The 23,820-nt window shown below is 50.7% G+C and carries 23 protein-coding genes and 3 pseudogenes; 14 read left to right on the top strand and 12 right to left on the bottom strand.

Annotated elements, in window-relative coordinates:
- Positions 1-330 precede the first annotated feature (330 nt).
- Positions 331-1,344, bottom strand: a complete 1,014-nt coding sequence (gene repA, locus L3069_RS25485) for a plasmid replication initiator RepA (RefSeq protein ID WP_148577035.1) — start codon at positions 1,342-1,344, stop codon at positions 331-333.
- Positions 1,345-1,965: 621 nt separating this feature from the next.
- Between repA and L3069_RS25480 the strand changes: the two genes are divergently transcribed.
- From L3069_RS25480 to L3069_RS25470, 3 genes are all read left to right on the top strand, one after another.
- Positions 1,966-2,232, top strand: coding sequence for a DUF1778 domain-containing protein (locus L3069_RS25480; RefSeq protein WP_127851259.1), 267 nt, complete (start codon positions 1,966-1,968; stop codon positions 2,230-2,232).
- Positions 2,220-2,705 carry a GNAT family N-acetyltransferase gene (locus tag L3069_RS25475; RefSeq protein ID WP_127851260.1) on the top strand — a complete coding sequence of 162 codons (486 nt, stop codon included), beginning with the start codon at positions 2,220-2,222 and terminating at the stop codon, positions 2,703-2,705. Before L3069_RS25480 ends, L3069_RS25475 begins: the two co-directional genes overlap by 13 nt.
- 207 nt (positions 2,706-2,912) lie before the next feature.
- Positions 2,913-4,259 (top strand): ISNCY family transposase, encoded by a 1,347-nt coding sequence (locus tag L3069_RS25470; RefSeq protein ID WP_236901934.1) that lies wholly within the window; start codon positions 2,913-2,915, stop codon positions 4,257-4,259.
- 47 nt (positions 4,260-4,306) lie between these two features.
- On the opposite strand, the gene L3069_RS25465 is transcribed toward L3069_RS25470, so the two are convergent.
- The gene (locus L3069_RS25465; protein ID WP_155732125.1) at positions 4,307-4,717 is read right to left on the bottom strand and encodes a hypothetical protein; all 411 of its coding nucleotides are present in this window, start codon (positions 4,715-4,717) and stop codon (positions 4,307-4,309) included.
- 362 nt (positions 4,718-5,079) lie between these two features.
- Between L3069_RS25465 and L3069_RS25460 the strand changes: the two genes are divergently transcribed.
- Complete coding sequence (locus L3069_RS25460; RefSeq protein WP_217189050.1) at positions 5,080-6,441, top strand: ISNCY family transposase; 1,362 nt, start codon at positions 5,080-5,082, stop codon at positions 6,439-6,441.
- 111 nt (positions 6,442-6,552) lie between these two features.
- Here the strand turns inward: L3069_RS25460 and L3069_RS25455 are convergent.
- The 10 genes and pseudogenes from L3069_RS25455 to L3069_RS25410 form a co-directional block, all read right to left on the bottom strand.
- A pseudogene (locus L3069_RS25455) lies at positions 6,553-7,215 on the bottom strand (AAA family ATPase); the annotation flags it as partial.
- A gap of 75 nt (positions 7,216-7,290) precedes the next feature.
- Positions 7,291-7,821 (bottom strand): annotated as a pseudogene (locus L3069_RS25450) (Tn3 family transposase); the annotation flags it as partial.
- A gap of 47 nt (positions 7,822-7,868) precedes the next feature.
- Positions 7,869-8,566 (bottom strand): IS1 family transposase gene (locus tag L3069_RS25445; protein ID WP_223274117.1). Its coding sequence is split into 2 segments (ribosomal slippage): positions 7,869-8,317 and positions 8,317-8,566, totalling 699 coding nucleotides; the frame shifts between segments, so codons are not numbered across the junction.
- Between the two features lie 54 nt (positions 8,567-8,620).
- Positions 8,621-9,313: pseudogene (locus L3069_RS25440) on the bottom strand (TerD family protein); the annotation flags it as partial.
- Between the two features lie 427 nt (positions 9,314-9,740).
- Complete coding sequence (locus L3069_RS25435) at positions 9,741-10,316, bottom strand: TerD family protein (RefSeq protein WP_020996162.1); 576 nt, start codon at positions 10,314-10,316, stop codon at positions 9,741-9,743.
- Positions 10,317-10,384: 68 nt separating this feature from the next.
- Complete coding sequence (gene terD / locus L3069_RS25430) at positions 10,385-10,963, bottom strand: tellurium resistance membrane protein TerD (protein ID WP_000116680.1); 579 nt, start codon at positions 10,961-10,963, stop codon at positions 10,385-10,387.
- A 48-nt stretch (positions 10,964-11,011) separates the two neighbouring features.
- A complete protein-coding gene (gene terC, locus L3069_RS25425; protein ID WP_000255079.1) occupies positions 11,012-12,052 on the bottom strand; it encodes a tellurium resistance membrane protein TerC in 1,041 nt (346 codons plus the stop codon).
- Between the two features lie 22 nt (positions 12,053-12,074).
- Positions 12,075-12,530 (bottom strand): tellurite resistance TerB family protein, encoded by a 456-nt coding sequence (locus L3069_RS25420; RefSeq protein WP_000007448.1) that lies wholly within the window; start codon positions 12,528-12,530, stop codon positions 12,075-12,077.
- A gap of 22 nt (positions 12,531-12,552) precedes the next feature.
- Positions 12,553-13,710, bottom strand: coding sequence for a TerD family protein (locus L3069_RS25415; RefSeq protein WP_001054786.1), 1,158 nt, complete (start codon positions 13,708-13,710; stop codon positions 12,553-12,555).
- On the bottom strand, positions 13,710-14,291 hold the full coding sequence (locus tag L3069_RS25410; RefSeq protein ID WP_040113325.1) for a TerD family protein: 582 nt from the start codon (positions 14,289-14,291) through the stop codon (positions 13,710-13,712). The genes L3069_RS25415 and L3069_RS25410 overlap by 1 nt, the downstream gene beginning before the upstream one ends.
- A gap of 322 nt (positions 14,292-14,613) precedes the next feature.
- Between L3069_RS25410 and L3069_RS25405 the strand changes: the two genes are divergently transcribed.
- The 10 genes from L3069_RS25405 (at position 14,614) to L3069_RS25360 (ending at position 23,735) form a co-directional block, all read left to right on the top strand.
- Positions 14,614-15,672, top strand: coding sequence for an ATP-grasp domain-containing protein (locus L3069_RS25405; protein ID WP_040113324.1), 1,059 nt, complete (start codon positions 14,614-14,616; stop codon positions 15,670-15,672).
- A gap of 9 nt (positions 15,673-15,681) precedes the next feature.
- A complete protein-coding gene (locus L3069_RS25400; RefSeq protein ID WP_001282603.1) occupies positions 15,682-16,824 on the top strand; it encodes a phosphoribosyltransferase domain-containing protein in 1,143 nt (380 codons plus the stop codon).
- Entirely contained in the window at positions 16,817-17,590 is a 774-nt protein-coding gene (locus L3069_RS25395; protein ID WP_001040062.1) for a hypothetical protein, read from the top strand. Before L3069_RS25400 ends, L3069_RS25395 begins: the two co-directional genes overlap by 8 nt.
- A gap of 1 nt (position 17,591) precedes the next feature.
- Positions 17,592-18,671 (top strand): cysteine protease StiP family protein, encoded by a 1,080-nt coding sequence (locus L3069_RS25390; RefSeq protein WP_040113323.1) that lies wholly within the window; start codon positions 17,592-17,594, stop codon positions 18,669-18,671.
- Positions 18,671-19,627 carry an HpcH/HpaI aldolase/citrate lyase family protein gene (locus tag L3069_RS25385; protein ID WP_040113322.1) on the top strand — a complete coding sequence of 319 codons (957 nt, stop codon included), beginning with the start codon at positions 18,671-18,673 and terminating at the stop codon, positions 19,625-19,627. Before L3069_RS25390 ends, L3069_RS25385 begins: the two co-directional genes overlap by 1 nt.
- 10 nt (positions 19,628-19,637) lie before the next feature.
- The gene (locus tag L3069_RS25380) at positions 19,638-20,846 is read left to right on the top strand and encodes a DUF4236 domain-containing protein (protein ID WP_000506888.1); all 1,209 of its coding nucleotides are present in this window, start codon (positions 19,638-19,640) and stop codon (positions 20,844-20,846) included.
- Between the two features lie 17 nt (positions 20,847-20,863).
- Positions 20,864-21,331, top strand: coding sequence for a tellurium resistance protein TerW (gene terW / locus L3069_RS25375; RefSeq protein ID WP_001176767.1), 468 nt, complete (start codon positions 20,864-20,866; stop codon positions 21,329-21,331).
- A 463-nt stretch (positions 21,332-21,794) separates the two neighbouring features.
- Positions 21,795-22,433: a VWA domain-containing protein gene (locus tag L3069_RS25370; protein WP_001388628.1), complete on the top strand. Its 639-nt coding sequence runs from the start codon at positions 21,795-21,797 to the stop codon at positions 22,431-22,433.
- 22 nt (positions 22,434-22,455) lie between these two features.
- Positions 22,456-23,097, top strand: coding sequence for a TerD family protein (locus L3069_RS25365; RefSeq protein ID WP_000116681.1), 642 nt, complete (start codon positions 22,456-22,458; stop codon positions 23,095-23,097).
- The gene (locus tag L3069_RS25360) at positions 23,097-23,735 is read left to right on the top strand and encodes a VWA domain-containing protein (protein WP_001253658.1); all 639 of its coding nucleotides are present in this window, start codon (positions 23,097-23,099) and stop codon (positions 23,733-23,735) included. Before L3069_RS25365 ends, L3069_RS25360 begins: the two co-directional genes overlap by 1 nt.
- Positions 23,736-23,820: the final 85 nt, after the last annotated feature.

Below are 23,820 nucleotides of genomic sequence, written 5' to 3'. Positions count from 1 at the left end.
GCAAAGGCCTTTTTGTTTATCCACAGGGTGGCAGAAGACAAAGATCCACTCTGGAATGAAATGAACAGAGCGATAAAAAACGGGGGTTAGATTATTTTGCGGATTCCATTTTTTTCCTTTCCGGAAAAGGTGAGTTATTCCTTTGCGGATTTCTGTGGAAAAAAGAAAATAACCGTCGTTCTGAGTCATCAGAATGGTTTTACAGGGTCAGAAACCGTGAGGGGCAGTGAGGAAAGGATAAAAAACTCGCGGATTTTCCGGAAAAAACCAGCACCAGAAGCCCCGGTGAGGGGCATGTGAACAGAGGGGCTGCGAGTGCGGTACGCCGGTCTATTCCGGCGGTGAAAGTGCCAGGTCCAGCTGGTACAGATGCTGAACCGCCAGCTGTGTCAGTCGTTCAGGTGTACACCAGTACGCCTCATCATGAGACAGGGTCCTGAACACCCATTTTTCCATGACGTGAAGACGTTCGTCTGCCGGCAGCTTAATCAGGTTGTTGGCACGCTTGCGCTCCGCCCCTTTCTTCCGGCGGTAAGCCAGGGCATCACGCCGTTTCTGACCGGACCAGCACTGACGGGCCTTATGCGGGGTAATGTCATCATGCTCACTCATCGCCCCTTCCCGGATGAGCCGTTCACGCTCGGCGCTGAGGCGCAGTTTCTTCTCCTGCTCTTTCAGCAGCTTGTCCATATCAACACCCAGCATCTGAAAACCAGCGGGCGTGATATAGACGTACATCGGGAGCCAGGAGCGGGTTTCACGATCCCAGGTGCGTTCTTCCGTATATCCCAGAACGCCAAACCGTACCTGCTCCTCGATAAGACGAGAAAGGCGTGACGCTGTCACCTCCGTTTCCGGAATGACGTTGCCCTGGGCGTCTTTTGGACTGAGTTCTTCTGCCAGACGCGAGACACACAGGCCGACAGAGTGCTTTCCGCCATCGCAGAAGCTGACGAGCAGGGGCCAGAGGGCATCGTTCAGGCGCTGGCGCTCCGGACGGAAGCCATACTTACGTCCTGCCTTCCGGCGGCCGGCCACATAAAGGGGATGACGCGAGATGTGAGTACGCAGCCCGGGCTGTCCGGTCGCCTTGTCAAACATCACAAGCCGGTTGTAGGCATGACCCAGTTCCCCGGAGAGCTTTTTATAATGCTCAGGACGGAACCAGGACGGGTTTTCACATTTGGCTTTTGTGGAATGTTCACCGCGTGTGCGGCGGGTCCGTTTTTTAACCGGTGCGACGAGGAAATTGTCCTGTGTTCCGGCATCAACATCCTGCCAGAAACGGGTTAAGTCATCTGCCGGCAGTTCAGACCAGTGGACAGAAATCTGTTTGTCATTCACGGCGGCCTGTTCTTATGGCGGCCGGGTGTTGTGTTATGTGGTGCATGCGTTATAATCCTTCACAGGCATCGCGCCTGCTTTTAGGCTCCCTGAATATCTGACTGGTCCGCCAAAACGAGACAGATTTCAGGGAGTTTTTGCATTCAGGCTCCGGAAAATTCCGTCACCTGCTCCTGAACGTTTTACTGGACACGTCCTGTCCCTGTTTGTTTCCGGAAGTCCGCATTTCTCCCGAATAACCGTCTTCTGCCACCCGCCTGCTTCACCACAAAGCAGTCAAACTCTTGGTTTGAGTTAGGTCACAAAAGTAATCTGAATCAACAAGCTGTCCCACCACAAGACGATTGCTGACGATTCGGATATTACCTTCTCGTCATTAATTTTTCCAGATGTTAGACAAGATAAGCGTCCATAGTTTGCATGACCATTATCCGTAAGGGACTTTTGAGTAGCAGCGCTCACCGCATTGTTGTCAGTGGATTGGGTTGGGCAGGGAAGAGAAAGAGCGTTTTAGTGGGAACGGGAGGATTACAGGTACTTCTTAGTGGGATTGTATCGCGTTTGCTATACGCTATCCTTGTGATATGCTTGTAAAGCAATTGCTATACAAGGGGCGCACTCATGAAATCAGATGTTCAGCTCAACCTTAGAGCTAAGGAATCCCAAAGAGCACTCATCGATGCTGCTGCAGAGATCCTCCATAAATCGCGTACAGACTTCATTCTGGAAATGGCATGTCAGGCTGCCGAGAATGTGATCCTCGATCGACGCGTATTCAATTTTAACGATGAGCAGTATGCAGAGTTTATCGATATGCTCGATGCACCAGTTTCGAACGATGCCGCAATTGATAAACTTCTGGCAAGGAAGCCTCAGTGGGACGTGTAACAGCACCGGAACCTTTATCAAGCTTTCATCAACTGGCTGAGTTCGTCAGTGGTGAGGTTGTACTTGATGACTGGCTTAAACAGAGAGGACTGAAAAATCAGGCTCTGGGTGCAGCCAGAACATTTGTCGTTTGTAAAAAGAACACAAAACTGGTTGCCGGTTTTTACTCTCTGGCTACCGGCAGCGTTAACCACGCGGAAGCAACTGGAAGCCTCAGGCGCAATATGCCTGATCCCATTCCAGTCATCATACTTGCTCGCCTGGCAGTCGATGTTTCATTTCGCGGGAAAGGGCTCGGGGCCGATTTACTGCATGATGCAGTTTTACGCTGCTACCGTGTTGCTGAGAATATTGGCGTCCGTGCGATTATGGTTCATGCACTGACAGAAGAAGCCAGGAGCTTTTATCTTCACCATGGCTTTAAGCTATCGCAAACCCAGGAGCGGACATTGTTTCTGAAACTGCCTCAGTAGGCTCTGAGATCGAAATGGGGTACCATGATTTAAGTAACTGATTAAATATCAAGGATAAAAAACTAGATTTAACATAATCAATCTTATACGCACCAAGGGTGTAACTGCAATATTCTGATGTCACTTTTAACCCATTTAGTGATGTCACTTTTTCTGGCATAAAGGATCCAATCCTCAGGCCATGGAGACATCAGGATGCTCGTGACCATGTCAGATAAAGAACTCAGCCGGATCAATGTCATTCAGTCAGTTGTTGAAAAGCGCATGCGCCGTCGTGATGCTGCCCATCAGCTTGCTCTGACCGAACGTCAGACACAGCGTTTAATGAACCGCTTTCGCGAGTCTGGAGTTGCAGGACTGGCAAATCTTCGGCGTGGACGCCCCGGTAATCACAGGCTTCCTGAGTCACTTAAGTTACGTGTTCTTTCATTACTTCACGATCATTACAGTGACTTCGGACCAACACTGGCCGCAGAAAAATTGCGCGAACGTCACGACATCTCGGTATCTGTCGAAACGCTCAGAAAATGGATGACGGCCGATGGACTCTGGGTTCCTTACTCACGTCGCAGGCCCCGCGTTCATCAGCCGAGATATCGGCGGGACTGCCTCGGAGAACTTGTTCAGATTGATGGTTCTCCGCATGACTGGTTTGAAGGACGTGCTCCAAAATGTTGCCTGCTCGTCTTTATTGATGATGCTACTGGTCGCCTGATGCATCTCCGCTTCGGCGAGACTGAATCAGCCTTTGATTACATGATGGCCACCCGCGAGTATCTTGAGCAACATGGCAAACCCCTGGCGTTCTACAGCGACAAACACGGCATTTTCAGAGTTAATAATGGTAGTTCAACCACAACCGGCGTCACCCAGTTTGGCCGTGTGCTTTCTGAACTGGGGATCGAGCTGATTTGTGCCAACAGCCCGCAGGCTAAAGGCCGCGTAGAGCGGGCAAATCAGACACTTCAGGATCGACTTATCAAGGAGATGCGTCTCGAGGGAATCAGTAGTATTGAAGCAGCCAACGCCTGGCTGGATATATTCATCGCTGACTTCAATCGTCGCTTCGCAAGACCAGCAAAATACCCTAAAGACCTGCATCGACCCGTAGCTGAAAGCAACGAAGAGCTGGATGATATCTTCGCCTGGCAGGAATTGCGTAAACTGTCTAAAACGCTGACATTCCGCTATGACAAAATGATATATCTGGTTGAACCTACAGAAGAAAACACTCGTATCGCTGGCGAAAAACTCACAGTCTATGACTATCCAGACGGCACATTGGCATTCAAATACGGTTACCGTTCACTCAAATATCAGGTGTTCGACAAACTGGAATGTGTCGATCAAGGGCAGATCGTTGATAACAAACGTCTTGGAGCTGTTCTGAAGCTGGCGCAAAGCAAAATGGATGAACTCGAACGCGATGGTAAGCGTGATCGGAGCAAAAAGATGCCCAAACGACGGGCCCAGGCCAGAGTTCAGGAGCAACTCAGAGCAATTAATCCGGTTCTGGTCAATCCAGCAGAATTCAGGGCCAGTTTGAAACGCTAGCCCCTGCTCTTTTGGGTTTAAATATTTCCACAGTGATTCACTGGGCGCTATTTCCACCTTTGCTCTTCCAGTGAATCAAACTTCTCAATTGCTTCCCATGGAACCAATTTCAACTTGTCCAGTTCTTCTAAAATTTCTAACGCCTGAGCTGTTGGGGATGTTATGCACGGAAGCGTACTTGTAATCCAGTCAATCACGCGACACTTTAGCTCATCATTACTGGCTAAAAGTCGGTTCTGATATGCCCGAATGTCACCGAGAAGCACATGCTCCACCTGAGACTGGAAGGTAATTCCAGCTTCAGGATCATCCAGCTGTTCAAGCAACTCACAAAGCGCCTCTTTTGAACAACGTTCACCTACTCGGGGGCGAGTTGTAAACCATAGCTCACATATAGAATCAGGCAGAATGATTGTTGTTCTTTTTCCACTTTGCTTACGGACGTAGTTAATTTTCACGCCTAAATACCAGCTAATCAATGATAGATGAGTTAATTTATACTCAATCTTGCTATTTGAGTCAATTTATACTCAACAAGAAATTAGATTTTTTCTCTTTTAAGATTCCTGATAATCGCGCTCGTCATTCATGCAGGAAACGTCAATCCCTCGTCTCTTAGGAGTAAACCCCTTTATCACCTCTCCCTTATGTCACTTCAGGTGACATTTGAAACTGGCTAAAACAGGTGACATTTTAAGCTTGCAATAACAAAGGGTGTTAGAACCATTTAGTAATGTCACTTTTTATCCAGATAGAAACGTCACCTTAGAGTAAGCTAAACTGAATGCAATTCTAAGGGACTCAACGGATGTTGGTGACCATGTCAGATAAAGAGATTCATCGCTTACCAGTGATACAGGCTGTTTGTGAAAAGCGTCTACGCCGTCGCGATGCAGCGTCACAGCTTGGCATCTCAGAACGTCAGGCGCAACGGCTTATCAATCGTTACCGGGTTTCAGGTGCTGAAGGACTTGTCAGCCGCAAACGTGGCCAGCCCAGCAACCGCAGGTTGACCGAATCTCTCAAACTACGCGTGCTCAGACTGATACGTGAAAACTACAGCGATTTTGGACCCACGCTGGCCGCTGAAAAACTCAGAGAGCGCCATGATATCCGGCTTTCAATCGAGACCGCCCGCAACTGGATGACGTCTGAAGGACTCTGGGTTCCGCATGCTCGCCGCAAGTCACGGGTTTATCAACCCCGACATCGGCGTGATTGCCTGGGTGAACTTATCCAGATCGACGGCTCCCACCATGACTGGTTTGAAGGCCGTGCGCCAAAATACTGCCTTCTGGTATTTATCGATGATGCCACCGGCCGTCTGATGCATCTGCGGTTCAGCGAGTCAGAAACAGCCTTTGACTACATGCTGGCAACCCGGGAATACATTGAGCAGCATGGGAAGCCGGTATCGCTGTACAGTGATAAACACGCAATATTTCGCGTCAGTGGTCCGGAGAACCGCAATACCACCGTTACCCAGTTCGGACGTGTCCTCTATGACCTGGCAATCGAGCTTATTTGTGCCAACAGCTCTGAAGCTAAAGGCCGCGTGGAACGTGCGAATCAGACACTTCAGGATCGGCTGATCAAGGAAATGCGTCTGGACGGTATTACCGACATTGAAGCCGCGAATGCCTGGCTTGCCACTTTCATCGTTGACTTTAACCGCCGGTTTTCACGACCGGCAAGGTTCCCGAAAGATTTGCATCGTCCGGTGCAGGAAAGCCCCGATGAATTAAGAGACATCTTTGCCTGGCATGATGTTCGTACCGTGTCGAAATCACTGACCTTCCAGTACGATAAGATCCTTTATCTCATTGACCCAACAGAAGAAAATAGCCGTCTTGCCGGTGAAAAAATTAAAGTACTGGATTATCCCGATGGCACCCTCGCCTTCCACTATGGGCATCGTAGCCTTAAGTGCCAGGCATTTGATAAGCTGGCCTGTGTCGACCAGGGGCAGATTGTTGATAACAAACGTCTCGGAACAGTACTCAGACTGGCTCAGGTAAAGCAGGATGAGCGGGAAAGCGAAGGCAAACGGGAACGAAGCAAAAAATCGCCCAGCCGTAAGGCTCAGGTGCGCGTCCAGGAACAGCTCCGGGCTATTAATTGTAGTGGCTCGCAATCGAAATCCCTCCGACTCGCAATCAGCGCATATTTCGGCTCACATTAACTGCAAATGAAAAACGCCCCCGACTCACATTAAGTGACAATGGGCTCGCAATCAGCCAGACGGACTCGCAATCCAGTCCGCCGGGCTCACAATAACTGCAAATAGACATCGTCATATCGGTAGGCCGACCGCCAGTATTCTGTCGCGTAGCTCGGCTGTGCGGGCAGGGTCTAACTGATTGTTAAATAATGCCCTGATTTCAGCAGGTTTTGCATCAAACTGCTCCACCATATCTTTCAGCCGGTAACCATGCCGCGTGAGTGTCGGTTCCAGGTCATCCAGTTGACGTGACAGTACGGATTCAACCAGCGTGGCGGTAATCGGCTTTTCACCTGTCTGGTATCCTGCTTCCATCGCCAGCGTCAGGTGCAACTGGACCTGCAGCGGTGTACGAAGTTTCATCGCCAACAGGTCAACTGCTTCGGTCGTCAGAATATCTTCCGGCTTACCCTTGCCGGTGCTGGTTTTCAGCAACCACTGGATATATTCGCGCTGGCTGCCGGTGATCCCGTCCAGCGTAAAAATATCGGTACGATAACCGATTTCCTCCATCGTCGGACGACGCAGGTCATTACGCAGTTTAGGGTGACCTGCCAGAACGACAGATAGCCGTCCTCCGCCGTCTTCAACCACTTCCATCAACCGTTTGAGCCCCGTCAGTGTATTACCGTTCAGGTCATGCGCCTCATCAACAAACAGCGCCACCGGGCGTTTACCTTTTTTGACTAGCTCCTGCAGTTCCCGCTCGCGACGTTCACCCTGCTTGGGGATCGGGGTTTGGGGAGCAACGGAACAGTAAACGCCGTTAAGTAGTCAATTTAAATGGCCATTAATTTATTAATCAATAAATTATTCCTCTTCATTGAAAGCTCTCAGCTCACACTTACTGACGGATTCCGGCACTGTAAATGAATAGCGCCCCTGCATATTGATATGCCCACACTGTAACGGTGAAAGTTTCTCAACGTCTGAATCTAAAACCGGATAACCCTCACGCCTGAGCTGCTGAATTGCTGCATCCATGTAAATCGTGTTCCACAGAACAATAATATTGAGCACCAGACCTAACGATCCAAGCTGATCTTCCTGGCCTTCACGGTAAGCCTGCCTCAGCTCTCCCCGCTTACCATGAAAGACATTTCTGGCCACCGCGTGGCGACCCTCTCCACGGTTGAGTTGTTGCAACGTTCTTCGCCGCTTGTTTTCATCGTCGAGGTAAGTCAGCATATGGATAGTTTTATCTGCGCGGCCTATTTCGGCTATAGCCTGCGCCAGACTGGTTGGCCTGTCGCCCGTTTGCAGTGTTTTCATGATGGACATTACGTTCAGTCGTCCAAGTTTGAGGGACGCAATCAGCCGCAGAATATCATCCCAGTGTGGCTTTGTTTTTTTCCCAAAATTAAGACGATGCGGGTAATGACTCCAACTTACTGATAGTGTTTTATGTTCAGATAATGCCCGATGACTTTGTCATGCAGCTCCACCGATTTTGAGAACGACAGTGACTTCCTGCCCAGCCTTGCCAGATGCTGCCTCAGATTCAGGTTATGCCGCTCAATGCGCTGCGTATATCGCTTGCTGATAACGTGCAGTTCTCCCTTCAGGCGTGATTCATACAGCGGCCAGCCATCCGTCATCCATACCACGACCTCAAAGGCCGACAGCAGGCCCAGAAGACGCTCCAGCGTGGCCAACGTGCGTTCACCGAATACGTGCGCCACAACCGTCCTCCGTATCCTGTCATACGCGTAAAACAACCAGCGCTGGCGTGATTTAGCGCCGACGTAACCCCACTGTTCGTCCATTTCCGCGCAAACAATGACGTCACTGCCCGGTTGTATGCGTGAGTTTACCGACTGCGGCCTGAGTTTTTTAAGTGTCGTAAAATCGTGTTGAGGCCAACGCCCATAATGCGTGCACTGGCGCGACATCCGACGCCATTCATGGCCATATCAATGATTTTCTGATGCGTACCGGGTTGAGAAGCGGTGTAAGTGAACTGTAGCTGCCATGTTTTACGGCAGTGAGAGCAGAGATAGCGCTGATGTCCGGCAGTACTTTTACCGTTACGCACCACGCCTTCAGTAGCTGAACAGGAGGGACAGCTGATAGAAACAGAAGCCACTGGAGCACCTCAAAAACACCATCATACACTAAATCAGTAAGTTGGCACCATTACCCCCTTACTGAACTGGCCACTCATCGAGCCGGATGCGTCAAGTACAAATGCAACCGCTGCCTCAAGGGTGTCCAGTTTATTTTTAGTGAGACTGACCGAGGCTTTTTTAGCGAGGCTTACAAGGCGCGGAGATCTGGTTTCCAGTTTCTTTTCCAGACTGATACGAGCTGGCTTTGCTGGCTGCGGAGCTGGCTGTGCGACATCAACGCCATAGCTAATGGCCAGAGGCTCAAGTCCACCGTTGAAACCCTGCCCGAGCGCACGAAGCTTCCAGGCGCCATTGTGCCGATATACTTCACCCAGGATGATTGCTTTCTCACTGCGGCCCTGAGTCTCAGCCTGAAAGTCAGCGATACCAGGAGCCTGAATGCTCAATAAACTGAGCCCACTGATGGTATCTTCACCATCAATGACAACGGTGATCGCAATTTTACTGACGTTCGCCGGAACACGATCCAGTGCTATATCAATGCTGGACTGCTGCGAACCGGTAACGAGCTTGACAGCCCCCTCAGGAGAAGACAAATTATTATAAAAGATAAAGTCAGAATCGCCACTGACCTTTCCCTGAGCATTAAGCAAGAACAGGCAGGTATCGGGTTCGCCTTTAAAGCCGAATTTGGCAGGGTACTGAAGATTCAGCCTGATAGCAGATTGCTGAAGGGGTATGTTTTGTCCGGATTGTAGATTCATATTAACTCTCCTGATTTTTGATTATTTTTAAAGCGCAGCGTTTATATATGTTCCCCAGGCTTAGTTCAGGACGCTGGATATTCGGTGAGGCGTAAATATGGTGTGACACCATATTTCATCACGCTGAAGTTTCTATACCTGTTGAATTTGAATTTTCATTGCCCGGGTATCTTATGTTCCAGATCCCGTTCCTTCATAAATCGCAAAAGTAACATATATCCGAGGGGCATGCTGTTGATATAAGGCACGGAATACTGGCTTAACCAGCAACCATAGATAAACCCGGGTCCTGCAAAAAGGTTCACGCCAGAATTAACATTACTCTGCTTTCTGAAAACGCCCGGCCCCCTTTCTCAGATTCAACAGCTGATAGCGGATCGTTACCCAAAAAAAACCCCGGCATTGCCGGGGTCAGACTCAGCGTCTTTTAGACATTGACGCCGTGCTGGGAAGCAAGCGCTGACAGGCCACCGGCAAAACCCTGGCCGACAGCTTTAAACTTCCACTCAGCGCCATGGCGATACAGTTCACCGAAGACCATTGCGGTTTCAGTTGAGGCGTCTTCAGACAGATCGAAACGGGCAATTTCCGTGCCGTTGTCGTTGTTGTAAACGCGCATGAAGCTGTTGCTCACCATGCCGAAGTTTTGTTTACGCGCTTCTGCATCATAGATGGTAACGGCAAACACCAGTTTTTTGATGTCTGCTGAGACTTTGGTCAGATCAATTTTGACCTGCTCATCGTCGCCGTCGCCTTCACCAGTACGGTTGTCGCCCTGGTGCTCTACTGCGCCATCAGGGCTGGTTTTATTATTGAAGAAAATGAAATGGGCATCTGACAGCACTTTACCGTCTTCACCTACTGCGAATACGGAAGCGTCAAGGTCAAAACCCTGACCATCGGTTACACGGGCATCCCAGCCCAGACCAACCATAGCGACATTCATGGTTGGTGCTTCTTTGGTCAGAGATACGTTGCCGCCTTTTACGAGAGAAACTGCCATTTTTAGCTCCTGCAAACAGTTGAATGAGGCTGAATTAACAGCCCCGGATATGAAAAGTTACTTTTCGATCAGGACGCGTTAATGCCGTACTGAGCACATACAGATGCCAGACCACCAGCATAACCCTGGCCTACTGCGCGGAATTTCCACTCACCATTGTGGCGATACAGCTCGCCAAACAGCATGGCGGTTTCAGTGGACGCATCTTCGGTCAGATCGTAGCGAGCGACTTCAGTCTGGTTATCGTCATTAACCAGACGAATAAACGCACCGGATACCTGACCAAAGCTCTGGCGACGAGCCTGAGCATCGTGGATGGTCACAACGAAGATGATCTTGTCAACTTCAGACGGGACGGCGTCCAGTTTAATTTTCAGCGATTCATCATCACCATCGCCCTCACCGGTGCGGTTATCGCCGGTGTGCGTTACGGAACCGTCGGATGACGTCAGGTTGTTATAGAAGATGAAATCTGAATCGCCGCGCACTTTGCCGTTTGAGGCCAGCAGGAATGCTGAAGCATCCAGGTCAAAGTCCTGACCGTCTGTTGAACGCGCATCCCAGCCAAGGCCCACCAGGACGTTTTTCATTGACGGAGCTGCTTTACTCAGGGAGACGTTCCCGCCTTTGGAAAGAGAAACACTCATAAAATAACCTCTTCGATTAGTAATTGTTCAGGTTAACACTTAAGGGGATTAACTCCCCTTTTCCTCAGATTCAGGTTTGCCCGGGAACATGACGCTTGCGAGAATGCCCAGCGCCAGTACACCCAGTACAACATACAGGCTGGTTGTAGCCGCAATGCTGTAACCATGATGCCAGATGTGATCGGTCGCATTCAGGCCGAGTTTTGCCGCGATGAAGAACAGCAGCACGATAACGGCCTTCTCCAGATGAACCAGGTACTGTTTCAGTGCCTCAAGGACAAAATACAGAGTACGCAGGCCCAGGATAGCAAACATCATGGCACTATAGACGATAAGCGGTTCACGACTGACGGCAATGATTGCCGGTACCGAGTCAAACGCGAACATTACGTCCGAGAGTTCAACCACAGCCACACACAGGAACAGCGGGGTCGCATATAGCGCCGCTTTTTTACCACGGCCAATGGTGACATCGCTGTTTTCTGGTTTCGCCAGTTCGGCATCCACTTCCTTCTGGTTAAGCAGGAAGGCATGCCCTCTGAGCTTCGGCCAGATAGGGAAGAAGCGTTTAACCATGCGGTAAGCCAGATGCTGGGAGTAATCCTCAATTTCATCATCGTCATCACCGCTTTTAAGCATCATGACCGCCGTCCAGGCAACGATAATAGCGAAGACAACTTCAACGTACGGCCCCAGACTCAGCAGGCTCGTACCGATGGCGACAAAGATGCCCCTGAAGACAATGGCACCAATGATCCCCCAGTAGAGAACACGGTGGCGATAACGATCCGGAACGGCGAACCAGGAGAAGATGGCCATCATGACGAACAGGTTGTCGACCGACAGCACTTTCTCCAGCGCATAACCCGTGACAAACAGACTGGCAACCTCAGCACCGTGGTGGATATAGAGGAAACCGGCAAATGCCATCGCAACCACAACCCAGAATACGGACCAGAGCGCCGCACTCTTAAGCGAGATTGGCTTGTCATCACGGTGCATAAACAGGTCAATAAAGATGGCACCGACTGAAAGCGCAATAAAAACAATGACCGTTTCAGTCGGGAAGCCGATGTGTGTGGAAACCATATTTTACCCTTAGGGATGTGGATCAGAGGCCAAATTCAGCCGGGTCGAAGCCCAACGCGATAGCGATCTCGCGGGAGGCCAGTTTCTCGTCCTGATCGAAGTTACCGTCACTTTTTGCAACGGCAATACCAACACGTAAGGCCAGCTGAGCGGCCTCAGGCTGATCTTTCAACGCCAGGATGTATTTCATGGTTTCGCCCTTGCCGATTTCAACATCGAAATCGAAGCTTGAAACCAGTTTATTGAAGAACTCGATCACCTCATTGGTATCGAATACCTTCAGCTCTTCTGAAGAGCGAAGAAAGCCCATCATTTTCTGCTTTTCTTCCGAACTCACGCCGTCACTCGATACGGCAATACGGGCACATACAGCAACGGTGCCGTGCATAAATTTTTTGTTTTTGAAACGGCCAACCTGGCGGGTCAGTTCGTCCCGGCCAGAGTTAATGGCACCTTTTACCTTGTCGAAAAAGCTCATACCTGTTTCCTTTGTTGCTGTGTTATTTAGAACCGGCGCTCCAGCGAAATCCCCAGCCAAATGCCCGGTCCATTTCGTCCTGGCCTTTGAAGTACTGGTTAATTCGCTCGACTTTAATTGCACCGTTTTCGTTTACGAGTCTGGCAATGGCGCACAATGTGCGACGGTTTTCACCTTCGGTCAGGCGGGTCTCAATGGGCGGTTGATCCGGCACATGAATGGTGACCACACCATCAGTCTTGTCCCAGCTGGGAACACCTTCATAAATAAAGGCGTAAATCAGCACTTCGCGGATATGCTTCCATTCACGTCCATTGATATGCAGCCACTCGCCGTCTGATACATCACCCGTCCGGTCATCTCCCTTGAGCTGAACATACGGTTCATCGCGATAATCACCGAATGCATTACCGAGCGCCTGAATGACCGATTTATACCCGTCCTGAAGCTCAACAAAGGCCCCCAGATCCAGGTCGATTCCTTTGGAGCCGAACATGCCTGCAAAGCCGGATTTGCCGCTGCCTCGGTGCCAGTTCAGGTTGATCCGGATTTCACCGAAGTTATCCCGTTTGGTCAGGCTGATTGCAGGCTTCTCTTTTGTCAGCGATACCTTGCTCAGGCTGATTTTTGTCTCAACTGGCGGAGGGGTTACAACCGGAGGAGTCGGGGCTGCGGGAGCAGGTTCGTCGGCAATATTTACGCCGAAATGCTCTGCCAGCGGTTTAAGTCCACCGTTGAACCCCTGCGCAACAAAGCGGAATTTCCAGTCATTATTACGACGGTAAAATTCACCCAGAATTAAGGCTGCTTCCTGACGGCCGCTCAGTTCGACACTGCCGCTAACCAGGCCGGTAGCCCCTTGCTCCACGTCGATGGAAAGATTACGAAGACCGGACACCGTCTGCCCACCGTCACAGGTCACGGTGAACGCAATTTTTTGGACATCAGGTTTCAGCCGGTTGAGCGCGACAGTAAAGGTTGAGTACTGGCCTTCACTGACCAGGCTGACGGTACCATCATCGTTACGTGGCTGACCATAGAACACCATGTCCGCATCACCCTGCACCTTCCCGTCGGCATACAGGCGAAACGCCGAAGCATCCACCTGGCCGCCCGAGGTGATCCGGACCCGCAACTCCTGGGCTGGAACGGGGGCATTGCCCCCCGGCGTCAGGTTCATTAGCGGATAACCGCTGAAACGATATCGGAGTGCATATCGTCAATTGTGCGGCCGCGACAGGCATGGCCAAGGGCGGTAAAGTCCCAGTTGCCGTTATTACGGTGCAGCGAAGAAATAACGATCCCGGTATGTGAGCCCTGCTCAGTCAGCTTGTAGCGAGCCAGCTCTTTGCCGGTTTGATCGACAACGCGGCAGAACGCGTTTTCGACGTCATTGAACGACTGACCACGGAAGCTGTTTACCGTAAACGCCAGGTATTCAACGTTTGCAGGCAGTCGGGAGAGGTTGACCTTAATCACTTCATCGTCACCGTCACCCTCACCGGTCAGGTTATCGCCACTGTGCACAACAGCGCCGCAGGTGGATTCCAGTTTGCGGAACCAGATGGTGTCAATTGTTTTACCGGTGCTGTCCATTAATACGCAGCCAGCATCGAGATCGATTGAGTCGTTGCCTCCAAACAATCCTCCAAGAAGACCTTTTTTCTTAACCGGATCCCAACCGAGACCGAAATGAAGCTGGCTTAATGCAGATGATTCTTTGCTGAGTGATACCGTCTGGTTCTTAACTAATGAAACCATGTTCTATTCCTTAAAATAGTAATGACCGAGACAATCAAAGGGTTGTTTATTAACTGACGAAGAAAATCATATCATGATGAAGTTCTCTGACAAGGGAAATTTTGGTAGTTTTCTGTAAAAACATAAAAAAGAAAACCTTTTCAGGGTGTTAATTTTCTATGTTTAATTTAAATATCAATACTTTATCTGGAATCCAAAAAATACTGACTCACTTCATAACCACAGAAGTTATTAATCATATTATGATTGACATGTAGCTTAGACACTCATAGACTCACTTCTCAATCATAAATTTGCATGACGTTCCGGATAATTAAAAAAAATGAACAAGAAAATTTGGTTTATGGAAGGTTTATCCTCCCAGCGAGATATTATTCAGGGGGTAAAATCATTTGCACAAAAAAATAATTTTGCCATTACCGTTTTTGCCTCCCACCGTAACGAAAGAAATGAAATCCTTTCCGTTGCCGATTATTCTTTGACTGAACCTGAAGATCCTCAAAAACGTCTCCAGTTTATTCAGGAAACCATTCAGACCTACGGCATCCACCATATTCATACTGGCCGTAACAGCCAGTGGTTTGAAGAACACCGTTCAGCCATTGAATCGACCGGTGCCACCCTTACTACCGGTGCAACGAGCGTCGACTGGTTAACTCTGGCTGACGAAAAAGTTACTTTTGCTCAGTTTATGGAGCAAAAGGGACTCCCGGTTGTACCATCCTGGAGGGTGAATACGCTGGCAGAATTAAAGACACACCTCGCGTCCCCGCCGTTCACTGACAGCCCGGTATGCGTGAAGCCGGTGACGGGTATCTATGGCATGGGATTCTGGCGCTTTGATGACAGTGCTTCGCCTATGGCCGTCTTTAATCATCCCGAACATCGTCTGGTCAGTCCGCAACAGTATATTGCAGCAGCATCAGCTGCTGAGTCGTTTAAACCCCTTGTTTTGATGCCGTACCTGCCAGGCCCGGAATTTTCCGTCGATATCCTCGCGGATAAGGGCGAAATACTCGCAGCCGTGGGACGCCGTAAGGAAGGGGCTATCCAGTATCTGGTAAACGAAGGTAGCGCCTGGGAACTGGCGTGTGACTGCGCCCGGGTTATGAAGGCCGACGGGCTGGTGAATGTTCAGACGCGAAACGATGTGAATGGCAACCCGGTGCTGCTTGAAACCAACATGCGTCCGTCAGGGGGGGTGGGTTATACCCTTCACAGCGGGGTGAACCTTCCTGGGTTATTTGCTGCCTTTAAGCTCGGTCTGATGTCTGAAGATATGGTGCGCCAGAGCGCTAAAAACACCTTTTCTCCGGTTGCGGTGAGAGCCATTACGGATGTAATTGCATACCCGGAATCACTCTCTAACCTTTTGAATTAAGGCGTGTTTATGTCTGATAACCTCGAAGATATGATTTATCGCCGTACCCTCTCATGCGGTACGATTCAGGTAATCCGCGATCAGGGTGAAGTTTCGCTCGATGACCTGTTTGATATCGCTGAAAGACGTAACCCGAAACGCGCCTTTCTGTTTGTCAGCAAAGTACTCGGCAGGCACATTCCCGTGCCACCCTCAGTCATGCGGCAGGCCTACAGACAGCTTGCCAGCCAGTTCCCCTCAACGCTGACAGGGCCCGTACTGTTTATCGGTATGGCTGAAACCGCCGTTGGGCTTGGGGCCGGTGTGTTTGATGAAGTGCGCCACCAGCATCGTGAATCTGTATATCTGACCTCTACCCGTCACCCGGTTGATGGCACGTTGCTTTGCGAGTTCAAGGAAGAACACAGCCACGCCACTGATCATCTGATCTATCTGCCAGATGATGAAGAGAAAAGACGTCGTGTTACCAACGCGCGAACGCTGGTTTTGATTGATGACGAGGCAACCACCGGTAATACCTTTATTAACCTGCTTTCTGCCCTGCGTAATACCGGCAAGCTTCAACATATTGAACAGGTTATCGCCGTTACGCTTACCGACTGGAGTGGCAAAGCCTTGTCCGAGCGCAGCACCTTACCCGTCACTTCTGTTTCTCTTGTAAGCGGTCAGTGGGGATGGACCACATTACCAGATGCACCGGTCCCGGACATGCCGAAAGTCAACGTAACTTCACGCGGAGAATGGGACATCCAGGGGAAACAGTCATGGGGTCGACTGGGGATGCTCGCACCTGCGGCCGATCTCGGCCATGAGGTTTCCGTCCGCAAAGGGGAGCGTGTTCTGGTTCTCGGGACAGGGGAATTCGTCTGGGAGCCGTTCCTGCTTGCAGAACGGCTCGAAGCTGCCGGGGCAAAGGCATTTTACGGTTCGACCACCCGCTCCCCTATCGCCGTTGGTTATGCCATTGAGTCCGCCATTTCCTTTACGGATAACTACGGGCTGGGCATCCCCAATTTTGTCTATAACGTCGCCCACCAGCAGTTTGACCGCATTCTTGTGTGTACTGAGACACCCGCAGAAAGTATTGACGCGCAGCTTCTTAAGGCGCTGGCTGAGGTTGCGCCCGTCGTGGAGATTGTTACCTATGAATAAACCCGTTGTTCTGAGCGACCTTGACGACACGCTCTTTCAGACCCGTCGTAAAATGGTGGACGAGCTGGCCCTGGAGCCATTCCGTACCGGTGCCGTTGATCGTACCCTGAATCCACGAAGCTTTATGACGGAAGAACAGTCCATGTTAGTGGACTGGCTTCTGGAGCAGGCTGAACTCATTCCCGTTACCGCACGGGGAACTGAAGAAATCAGCCGCGTACGGATCCCTTTCCACTCCTGGGCAATCACCACGCACGGGGCCGTCATTCTCACGCCTGAAGGCAACCCCGACGAGGAGTGGAAGGCCCATATGCTCGGCCAGCTGGCTCCCTATCAGGAAAAGCTGACATCGATGCAGCGACTGATAACTGAAATGATGGACGCAAAAGGGATTAATGCCTGGGCAAGACTGAACTTCGAATACGGTGAAACGGCGGTTTATATGGTGATGAAACACCGCGACAGCACCCGCCTTGACGAGCTCAATGCCATTGCAGATGAGATAGAAACGGTGTTTCCGACCGAGGGCTTCTACATCCACCGCAACAGTAATAACGTGGCCTGGCTACCCACCCCGGTTGAGAAAGGGCTGGCCGTCAGCTGGCTGCTTGAAAAACTTCGAGCTGAACGCGGCGTTTTCCCCGTAATTGGTCTGGGCGACAGCCTGAGCGATCATCGTTTTATGAAACTGTGCAGCTGGTTTGGCATCCCGCGTCAGAGTCAGTTTGCAGATGCCATTTCACAGCGAATTTTTGGAGAAAATTAAAATGCAGCCACATGAAACATTTACCGGCTCATACCAGCCCGGTGACGTGGAATTTCTGCTAAAGCCGGTTGTCATTGAGATGACGCCGGTTGATCAAAAAGAAGAGCTGATTCAGTCCGGGAAGAAACATTATTCAGACATGCTCAGCCAGGAGCCAGCACCAACACAATGGCATCTTGATTTGTTTCACCGGGCGCTGGATCGGGGCGCAGAGAGGCTTGCAAAAGAAGTCACACAGCTCGCTATTTCTCTGGCCGAACGCTTCGGTGATGAGCCCATTGTACTGGCCAGTCTTGTCAGAGCTGGCGTACCGCTCGGCGTTATGCTGCACCAGGCCCTGCGTGACATGGGGAAAACCTCATGGCATTACGGCATCAGCATCATCCGGGATCGTGGAATTGACGGTGCAGCACTCGACGTCATTGAAGAGCGGCATGGTACCAGCGGTATTGTCTTTGTTGACGGATGGACAGGTAAAGGCGCAATTACCGGAGAGCTTGTACGCGCACTGAAAGATCGCCCGGGCTATCCTGAGCAGCCGCGACTGGTTGTCCTGGCCGATCCCTGTGGCTGTTCCTGGCTTGCAGCAAGTGATGATGACTGGCTCATTCCTTTTGGCATCATGGGTGCGCCGGTATCAGGTCTGATCTCCCGGTCAGTATGGTCCTCTGAAGGATTACATGGGTGCATGGTTTGCGAGCATCTCAGTGAATTCGAATGCAGCCGGATGTTTGTCGATACCGTCGCTCATTTCCGTAAGAAGTTAACACCGACATCCCTCGCTCCCCTGAGCTGGAATACGGAGTCAGCCCGGATCTTATGGCAGACAAGTTGCGACGTTATCGCGTTCCTGGCCGATGAATTTAAAGTGGACAGCGTCAATCGTATTAAACCCGGTATTGCTGAAGCAACCCGGGCTGTATTGCGTCGGGTACCGGACCATATATTTGTGCGTTCTATTGACGACCCGGACGTTGCCTTGCTTGTAGGGCTTGCTCGTGAAAAGGGAATAGTTGTTACAGAAATGGGGGGAACCCTCGGCCAGTATCGGGCTGTAACCATTATCAAGAAGGTACTCTGATGAAAAATCGTCTTTCTCCCTGGAATCTGGGAGCCACGCTATACATGCCTGCAACACGGGAAGATATTGCTGATGCCGTCCTGCATGGGAAAATCCCGGGTTTGCGCTCTCTGGTAATTTGCCTTGAGGATGCTGTCAGTGAAGCAGACATCCCCATCGCCCTCAAAAATCTGGAGCACCTGCTGCACGAGCTCAGTAACAGCATGCGTAGCCTGGGTAAAAATGACTGGCCTCTGGTGTTCATTCGCCCCCGGCATGCCGACATGGGCAGATGGTTAAAAGCGCATTATGATCTTTCCGCTGTCGACGGGTTTGTGTTGCCGAAATTTACCCTCAGTTCGTTAGCTGAATGGTGGGATATCATGGGCGGGACTCACCTGTGCATGATGCCAACGCTGGAAACAGAAGACGTCTTTGACGTGGTTCAGATGCGCGAGCTGGCCACCCGTCTGGTGGAACATCCCTGCCACGACCGCATTATTGCGCTTCGAATCGGCGGCAACGATCTTATGAACGTTGTGTCGCTTCGCCGTCCCCGGGACCTGACGCTGTATGACAGCCCGATGGGCTACGTCATCAAAATGCTCGTTTCGGTCTTCGGCCCGCGTGATTTTGCCCTGACCGCGCCCGTATGTGAGCATATTGACGATCATGCCGTAATGGCCAGAGAGCTGGCTCTTGATATGGCACATGGGCTTGTTGGGAAAACGGCCATTCACCCGGGTCAGATAGAGGTCATTCAAAACGCGCTGATGGTCACTCAGGGTGAGCATTCTGACGCTCTGCGGATCCTGAACTCTACCCAGGCCGTGTTTAAGTCGCAGGGAGCAATGTGTGAACCCGCCACACATCGCCGCTGGGCGGCTGGCATTCTGGACAGAGCTAGTTTTTATGGGTTACAGAACGAGCAAAGCGCTGATGGAATCAGATTACTTACCGTGACCCAGCATCATTAAGGAAATCATAATGGGGTTCAGGTTCAGAAAGTCGATCAACATTATTCCTGGTGTTCGCCTCAACCTGAGTAACGGTGCACCGAGCCTGAGTGTCGGGCCGAGAGGTGCTTCCGTTTCTTTTGGAAGCCGGGGGACCTATGCCAATCTGGGCTTGCCCGGTACCGGGCTGAGTTACCGTACCCGGCTTGACCGGGCCGCGCGTTCCGGAGGTGGGAACCGGACGGCTACCGACCCGGGGCTCAGACAGGCGCTTGAGCAGGAAGCCGCTGATCTCATGTCAGCGGTGACCGCAATCCGTAATATTCACGAGCTGACGCCGGATCCCAAAACAGGCATCAGCTGGGCAGAGCTGGAAGCAGTATACCTGCATAACAGAACGTCGCCTTTTCAGGTTCCGGCACCGGTGCGTCCAGAAAAGCCAGACTATCTTGCATTGCCGGAAAAGCCTGCCGAGAGCGAAGGCATTAGTTTTCTGGGTAAATGGTTTGAATCGGAATCAGCTAAAGCTGAGCGCCACGCCGAAAATCTTCGCCGGTGGCAGCAGGAGCTGATTGATGTGGAGCGTGAGAATACCCTTCGACAGCACCGGTACCAGCAACAACGGACGGCCTGGGCCGAACAGTATGCAAACTGGAAGTTTGAGGCTGAAGAACATGAAAAACGGCTCGCCACGGCTCAGGCAGATGCCCGGCAGCAGTTCCGGACAGACGCCGCGTTTTTCGAATCATACCTGGCGGGTGTGCTGGCAGAAACTGAATGGCCGCGTGAAACGCTTGTTGCATTTGAAGTAAAGCCGGAGCTATCAGCAGTCCTGCTGGATGTTGATTTAGCTGAGATTGAAGATTTCCCTGATAAGATTTACGGCGTTAATGCCCGGGGCACGGAGCTGACGGAAAAAGCCATGACGCAAAAAGCCGTACGCGAAAACTATGCCCGCCACGTCCATGGCTGCTTGTTCCGCCTGGTCGGTATCGTTTTACATACGCTACCGTTCGACAACGTGATTGTGTCAGGCTTTACGCAACGGGTCAGTAAGCGGACCGGCTATCTGGAGGATGAGTATATCCTGTCCTGCAAATGCAGTCGCAGCCAGATGTCGTCAGTAAATTTTGCAGGCTTAGAACACATTGATCCGGTTGAAGCGTTAGGCGATCAACCGGTTATTCGAAAGATGAGCAGTACCTTCATTTTTCAGCCTATTGAACCACTAACCCTTTAAGCAGGCTAAATCTTACGATGCAATTAAATACCAGACAGGCCCGGATTTTTAAGCTTGCCAACTTACTGGGCACCGGCAAGCCCGTTTCCGCTGCCGACATTATAACCAGTCTGGAATGCTCAGAGCCGACATTAACCCGGGCACTCAAAGAGCTACGCGAGTCATATTCTGCGGAGATCAAATACAGCAAGGCAGGTCATTCATACCATCTCGTTAATCCGGGCCAGCTGGATAAAAAGACCCTTCGCCGGATGAATGAAGCGCTCGCACAGAATGCTGAACTGAAAACCGGTGAGTCCACAGGGAAGGTCGTACTCGATAAGGATAAAAAAACAGCCGTGTCATTATCGCTACGCATGCGGATTTTAAGAAAAATTGACCGTCTGGCTGCGCTGAGTGGCTCGACCCGAAGTGAAGCGGTAGAGAAGCTGGCTCTGCACTCCGTTGATGAACTGATAAAAGAATACAGCGCTAAAAAGTCCTGACGCTAAATCTCAGACCGGGGTGAAAACCCCGGTTTTGTCATATTTCACCTCTGTATCTGCGTGACGGAGTTTTGATCTATTCTCCTCCCGCAATGTCAGCAGCGCCTTTCTGCCTACAAAACCTGGTGTCTTGACATCCTCTTGTGCTACACATCAATCTTTGGGCGATTTACACTCCATTCATGCAGATCTGTGATGTATGATGATTTTCATACATAAGAAAGTTTATTTTTGCCGGAGTTTTTTTCAGAAATCTTATATTCCAGTACGGTCTGAATTTTTTTCTCTGATAAGAGGCCATTCACATGTCGGTAATTCAATGGTGGTTAACTTATTTCTTTAATGCCGCTTCTGAGTATTTAATCTCCACCCGACAGATGTCGTGCCGTTTTATCAAATCTACAAACTCTGGCCTCTTCCTGAAACTACTCTCCTCTTCCGATCTCTTAAGAAGGAATTACATTTGAGACGCTTACCCGTATATCTGCTACTCGACACGTCCGGCTCTATGCACGGAGAGCCTATCGAAGCGGTTAAGAATGGCGTTCAGACGCTGCTTACCACGCTGAAACAGGATCCGTATGCACTCGAAACGGCTTACGTGTCAGTGATCACCTTTGATTCTTCAGCCCGACAGGCAGTCCCCCTGACAGACCTCCTGAGTTTCCAGATGCCAGCACTAACAGCCAGCGGCACCACCTCTCTTGGCGAAGCGCTTACCCTGACGGCCAGCTCCATTGCCAAAGAAGTACAGAAAACGACGGCTGACACTAAAGGTGACTGGCGTCCCCTTGTATTCCTGATGACGGATGGAAGTCCGAATGATGACTGGCGTAAAGGCCTAAATGACTTTAAAGCGGCCAGAACCGGCGTTGTTGTGGCATGTGCAGCCGGGCATGATGCCGATACCAGCGTCCTCAAAGAAATCACTGAAATCGTGGTTCAGCTCGATACAGCTGACAGTTCGACGATTAAAGCTTTCTTTAAATGGGTCAGTGCGAGCATTTCGGTAGGCAGTCAGAAAGTGGAGTCCAGCAAAAAAGAAGTGATCGGTCTTGAAGACCTGCCACCACCGCCGCCAGAAGTAAACGTGGTCTTATAATTTTATTAATTAAGGGGATGTCATGTCTGTCAGTCTGAGCAAAGGCCAGGGCGTAAGCCTGAAAAAAAATGAATACGATCTCTCGTCCGTTACTATCGGCCTGGGTTGGGATATTAATGAGGAAAAGAAAGGTTTCCTCGGCGGGATCTTTGGTAAAAAAGAAGAAGAATACGACCTTGATGTGATCGCTTTCCTGTGTAATTCAGCCGGAAAGGTGACCGATCTCGGCAATGTGGAAAATGGTAAACCAACGCTTGTGAATGGCGATATCATCTTTTTCAACAGCCTTCGCCATAAGTCAGGAAATATCTGGCTGACGGGCGATAACCGAACCGGAGCCGGTGACGGTGACGATGAGCAAATTATTGTGCGCCTGAATTCCCTTGACGCTCAGTACGAGAAAATTGTGTTCATCGTTCAGATCTACAATGGTGAAAAGCTCCAGCAGCACTTTGGTAAAGTTCAGAATGCCTTCATCCGGGCAGTAGATGCCCGTAATATTGAAATGGCACGATTCGATCTTTCTGGCGGACCCGCCTTCGCCAGCCAGCGCTCCATGGTTTTTGCCGAGCTGATACGCGAGGCTACAGGCTGGAAACTCAGGGCAATTGGTGAGCCTTCAGAATCAGATTCGTTTGTCTCGCACCTGAGGAATTACATGTGATGCGCCGCCTGCCTGTTTACCTTGTTATCGACACATCCGGCTCGATGCGCGGTGAGTCCATCCATTCCGTTAACGTTGGAATTCAGGCGATGCTTAGCGCTCTTCGCCAGGATCCCTACGCCCTCGAAAGCGTTCATATCTCCATTATCACCTATGACAATGAGGCGCGTGAGTTCATTCCTCTCACGCCGCTGGAAGACTTCCAGTTTTCTGACATCGTTGTGCCAAGCGCAGGCGGGACGTTCACCGGTGCTGCCCTTGAATGTCTGATGCAGTGTGTTGAACGGGATGTACGTCGCTCAGATGGTGATACCAAAGGAGACTGGCGTCCTCTGGTATTCCTGATGACTGATGGAACCCCTTCTGATGCCCTGGCGTACGGTGAAGCGGTAAAAGCGATTCGCGGCCGGGGATTCGGATCCATCATTGCCTGCGCCGTTGGTCCTAAAGCAGGCCATGAGCACTTAAAACAGCTCACCGATAAGGTTGTGTCTCTGGAGACGCTAGATTCAACCGCGTTTGCAGGTTTCTTTAAATGGGTATCGGCCAGCGTGTCTTCCGGCAGCACAAGCGCGGGGATCAATAACGGAACTGATACCCTTCCCCCTCCTCCACCAGAAATCCAGCTGGTGCTCTGACAGACAGAAAGGTGCTGCTTTCCGGGCAGCACCTTTCTGTACAGCAACGTTTTCTGCTGGCCGTACCAGCCGTACGAGGAAAATT

Source organism: Enterobacter cloacae complex sp. ECL411 (genome assembly GCF_021869665.1).
GTDB lineage: Bacteria > Pseudomonadota > Gammaproteobacteria > Enterobacterales > Enterobacteriaceae > Enterobacter > Enterobacter intestinihominis.
Note: the sequence above shows the minus strand (reverse complement) of the source record. Positions and strands in the feature narration are given on the sequence as shown.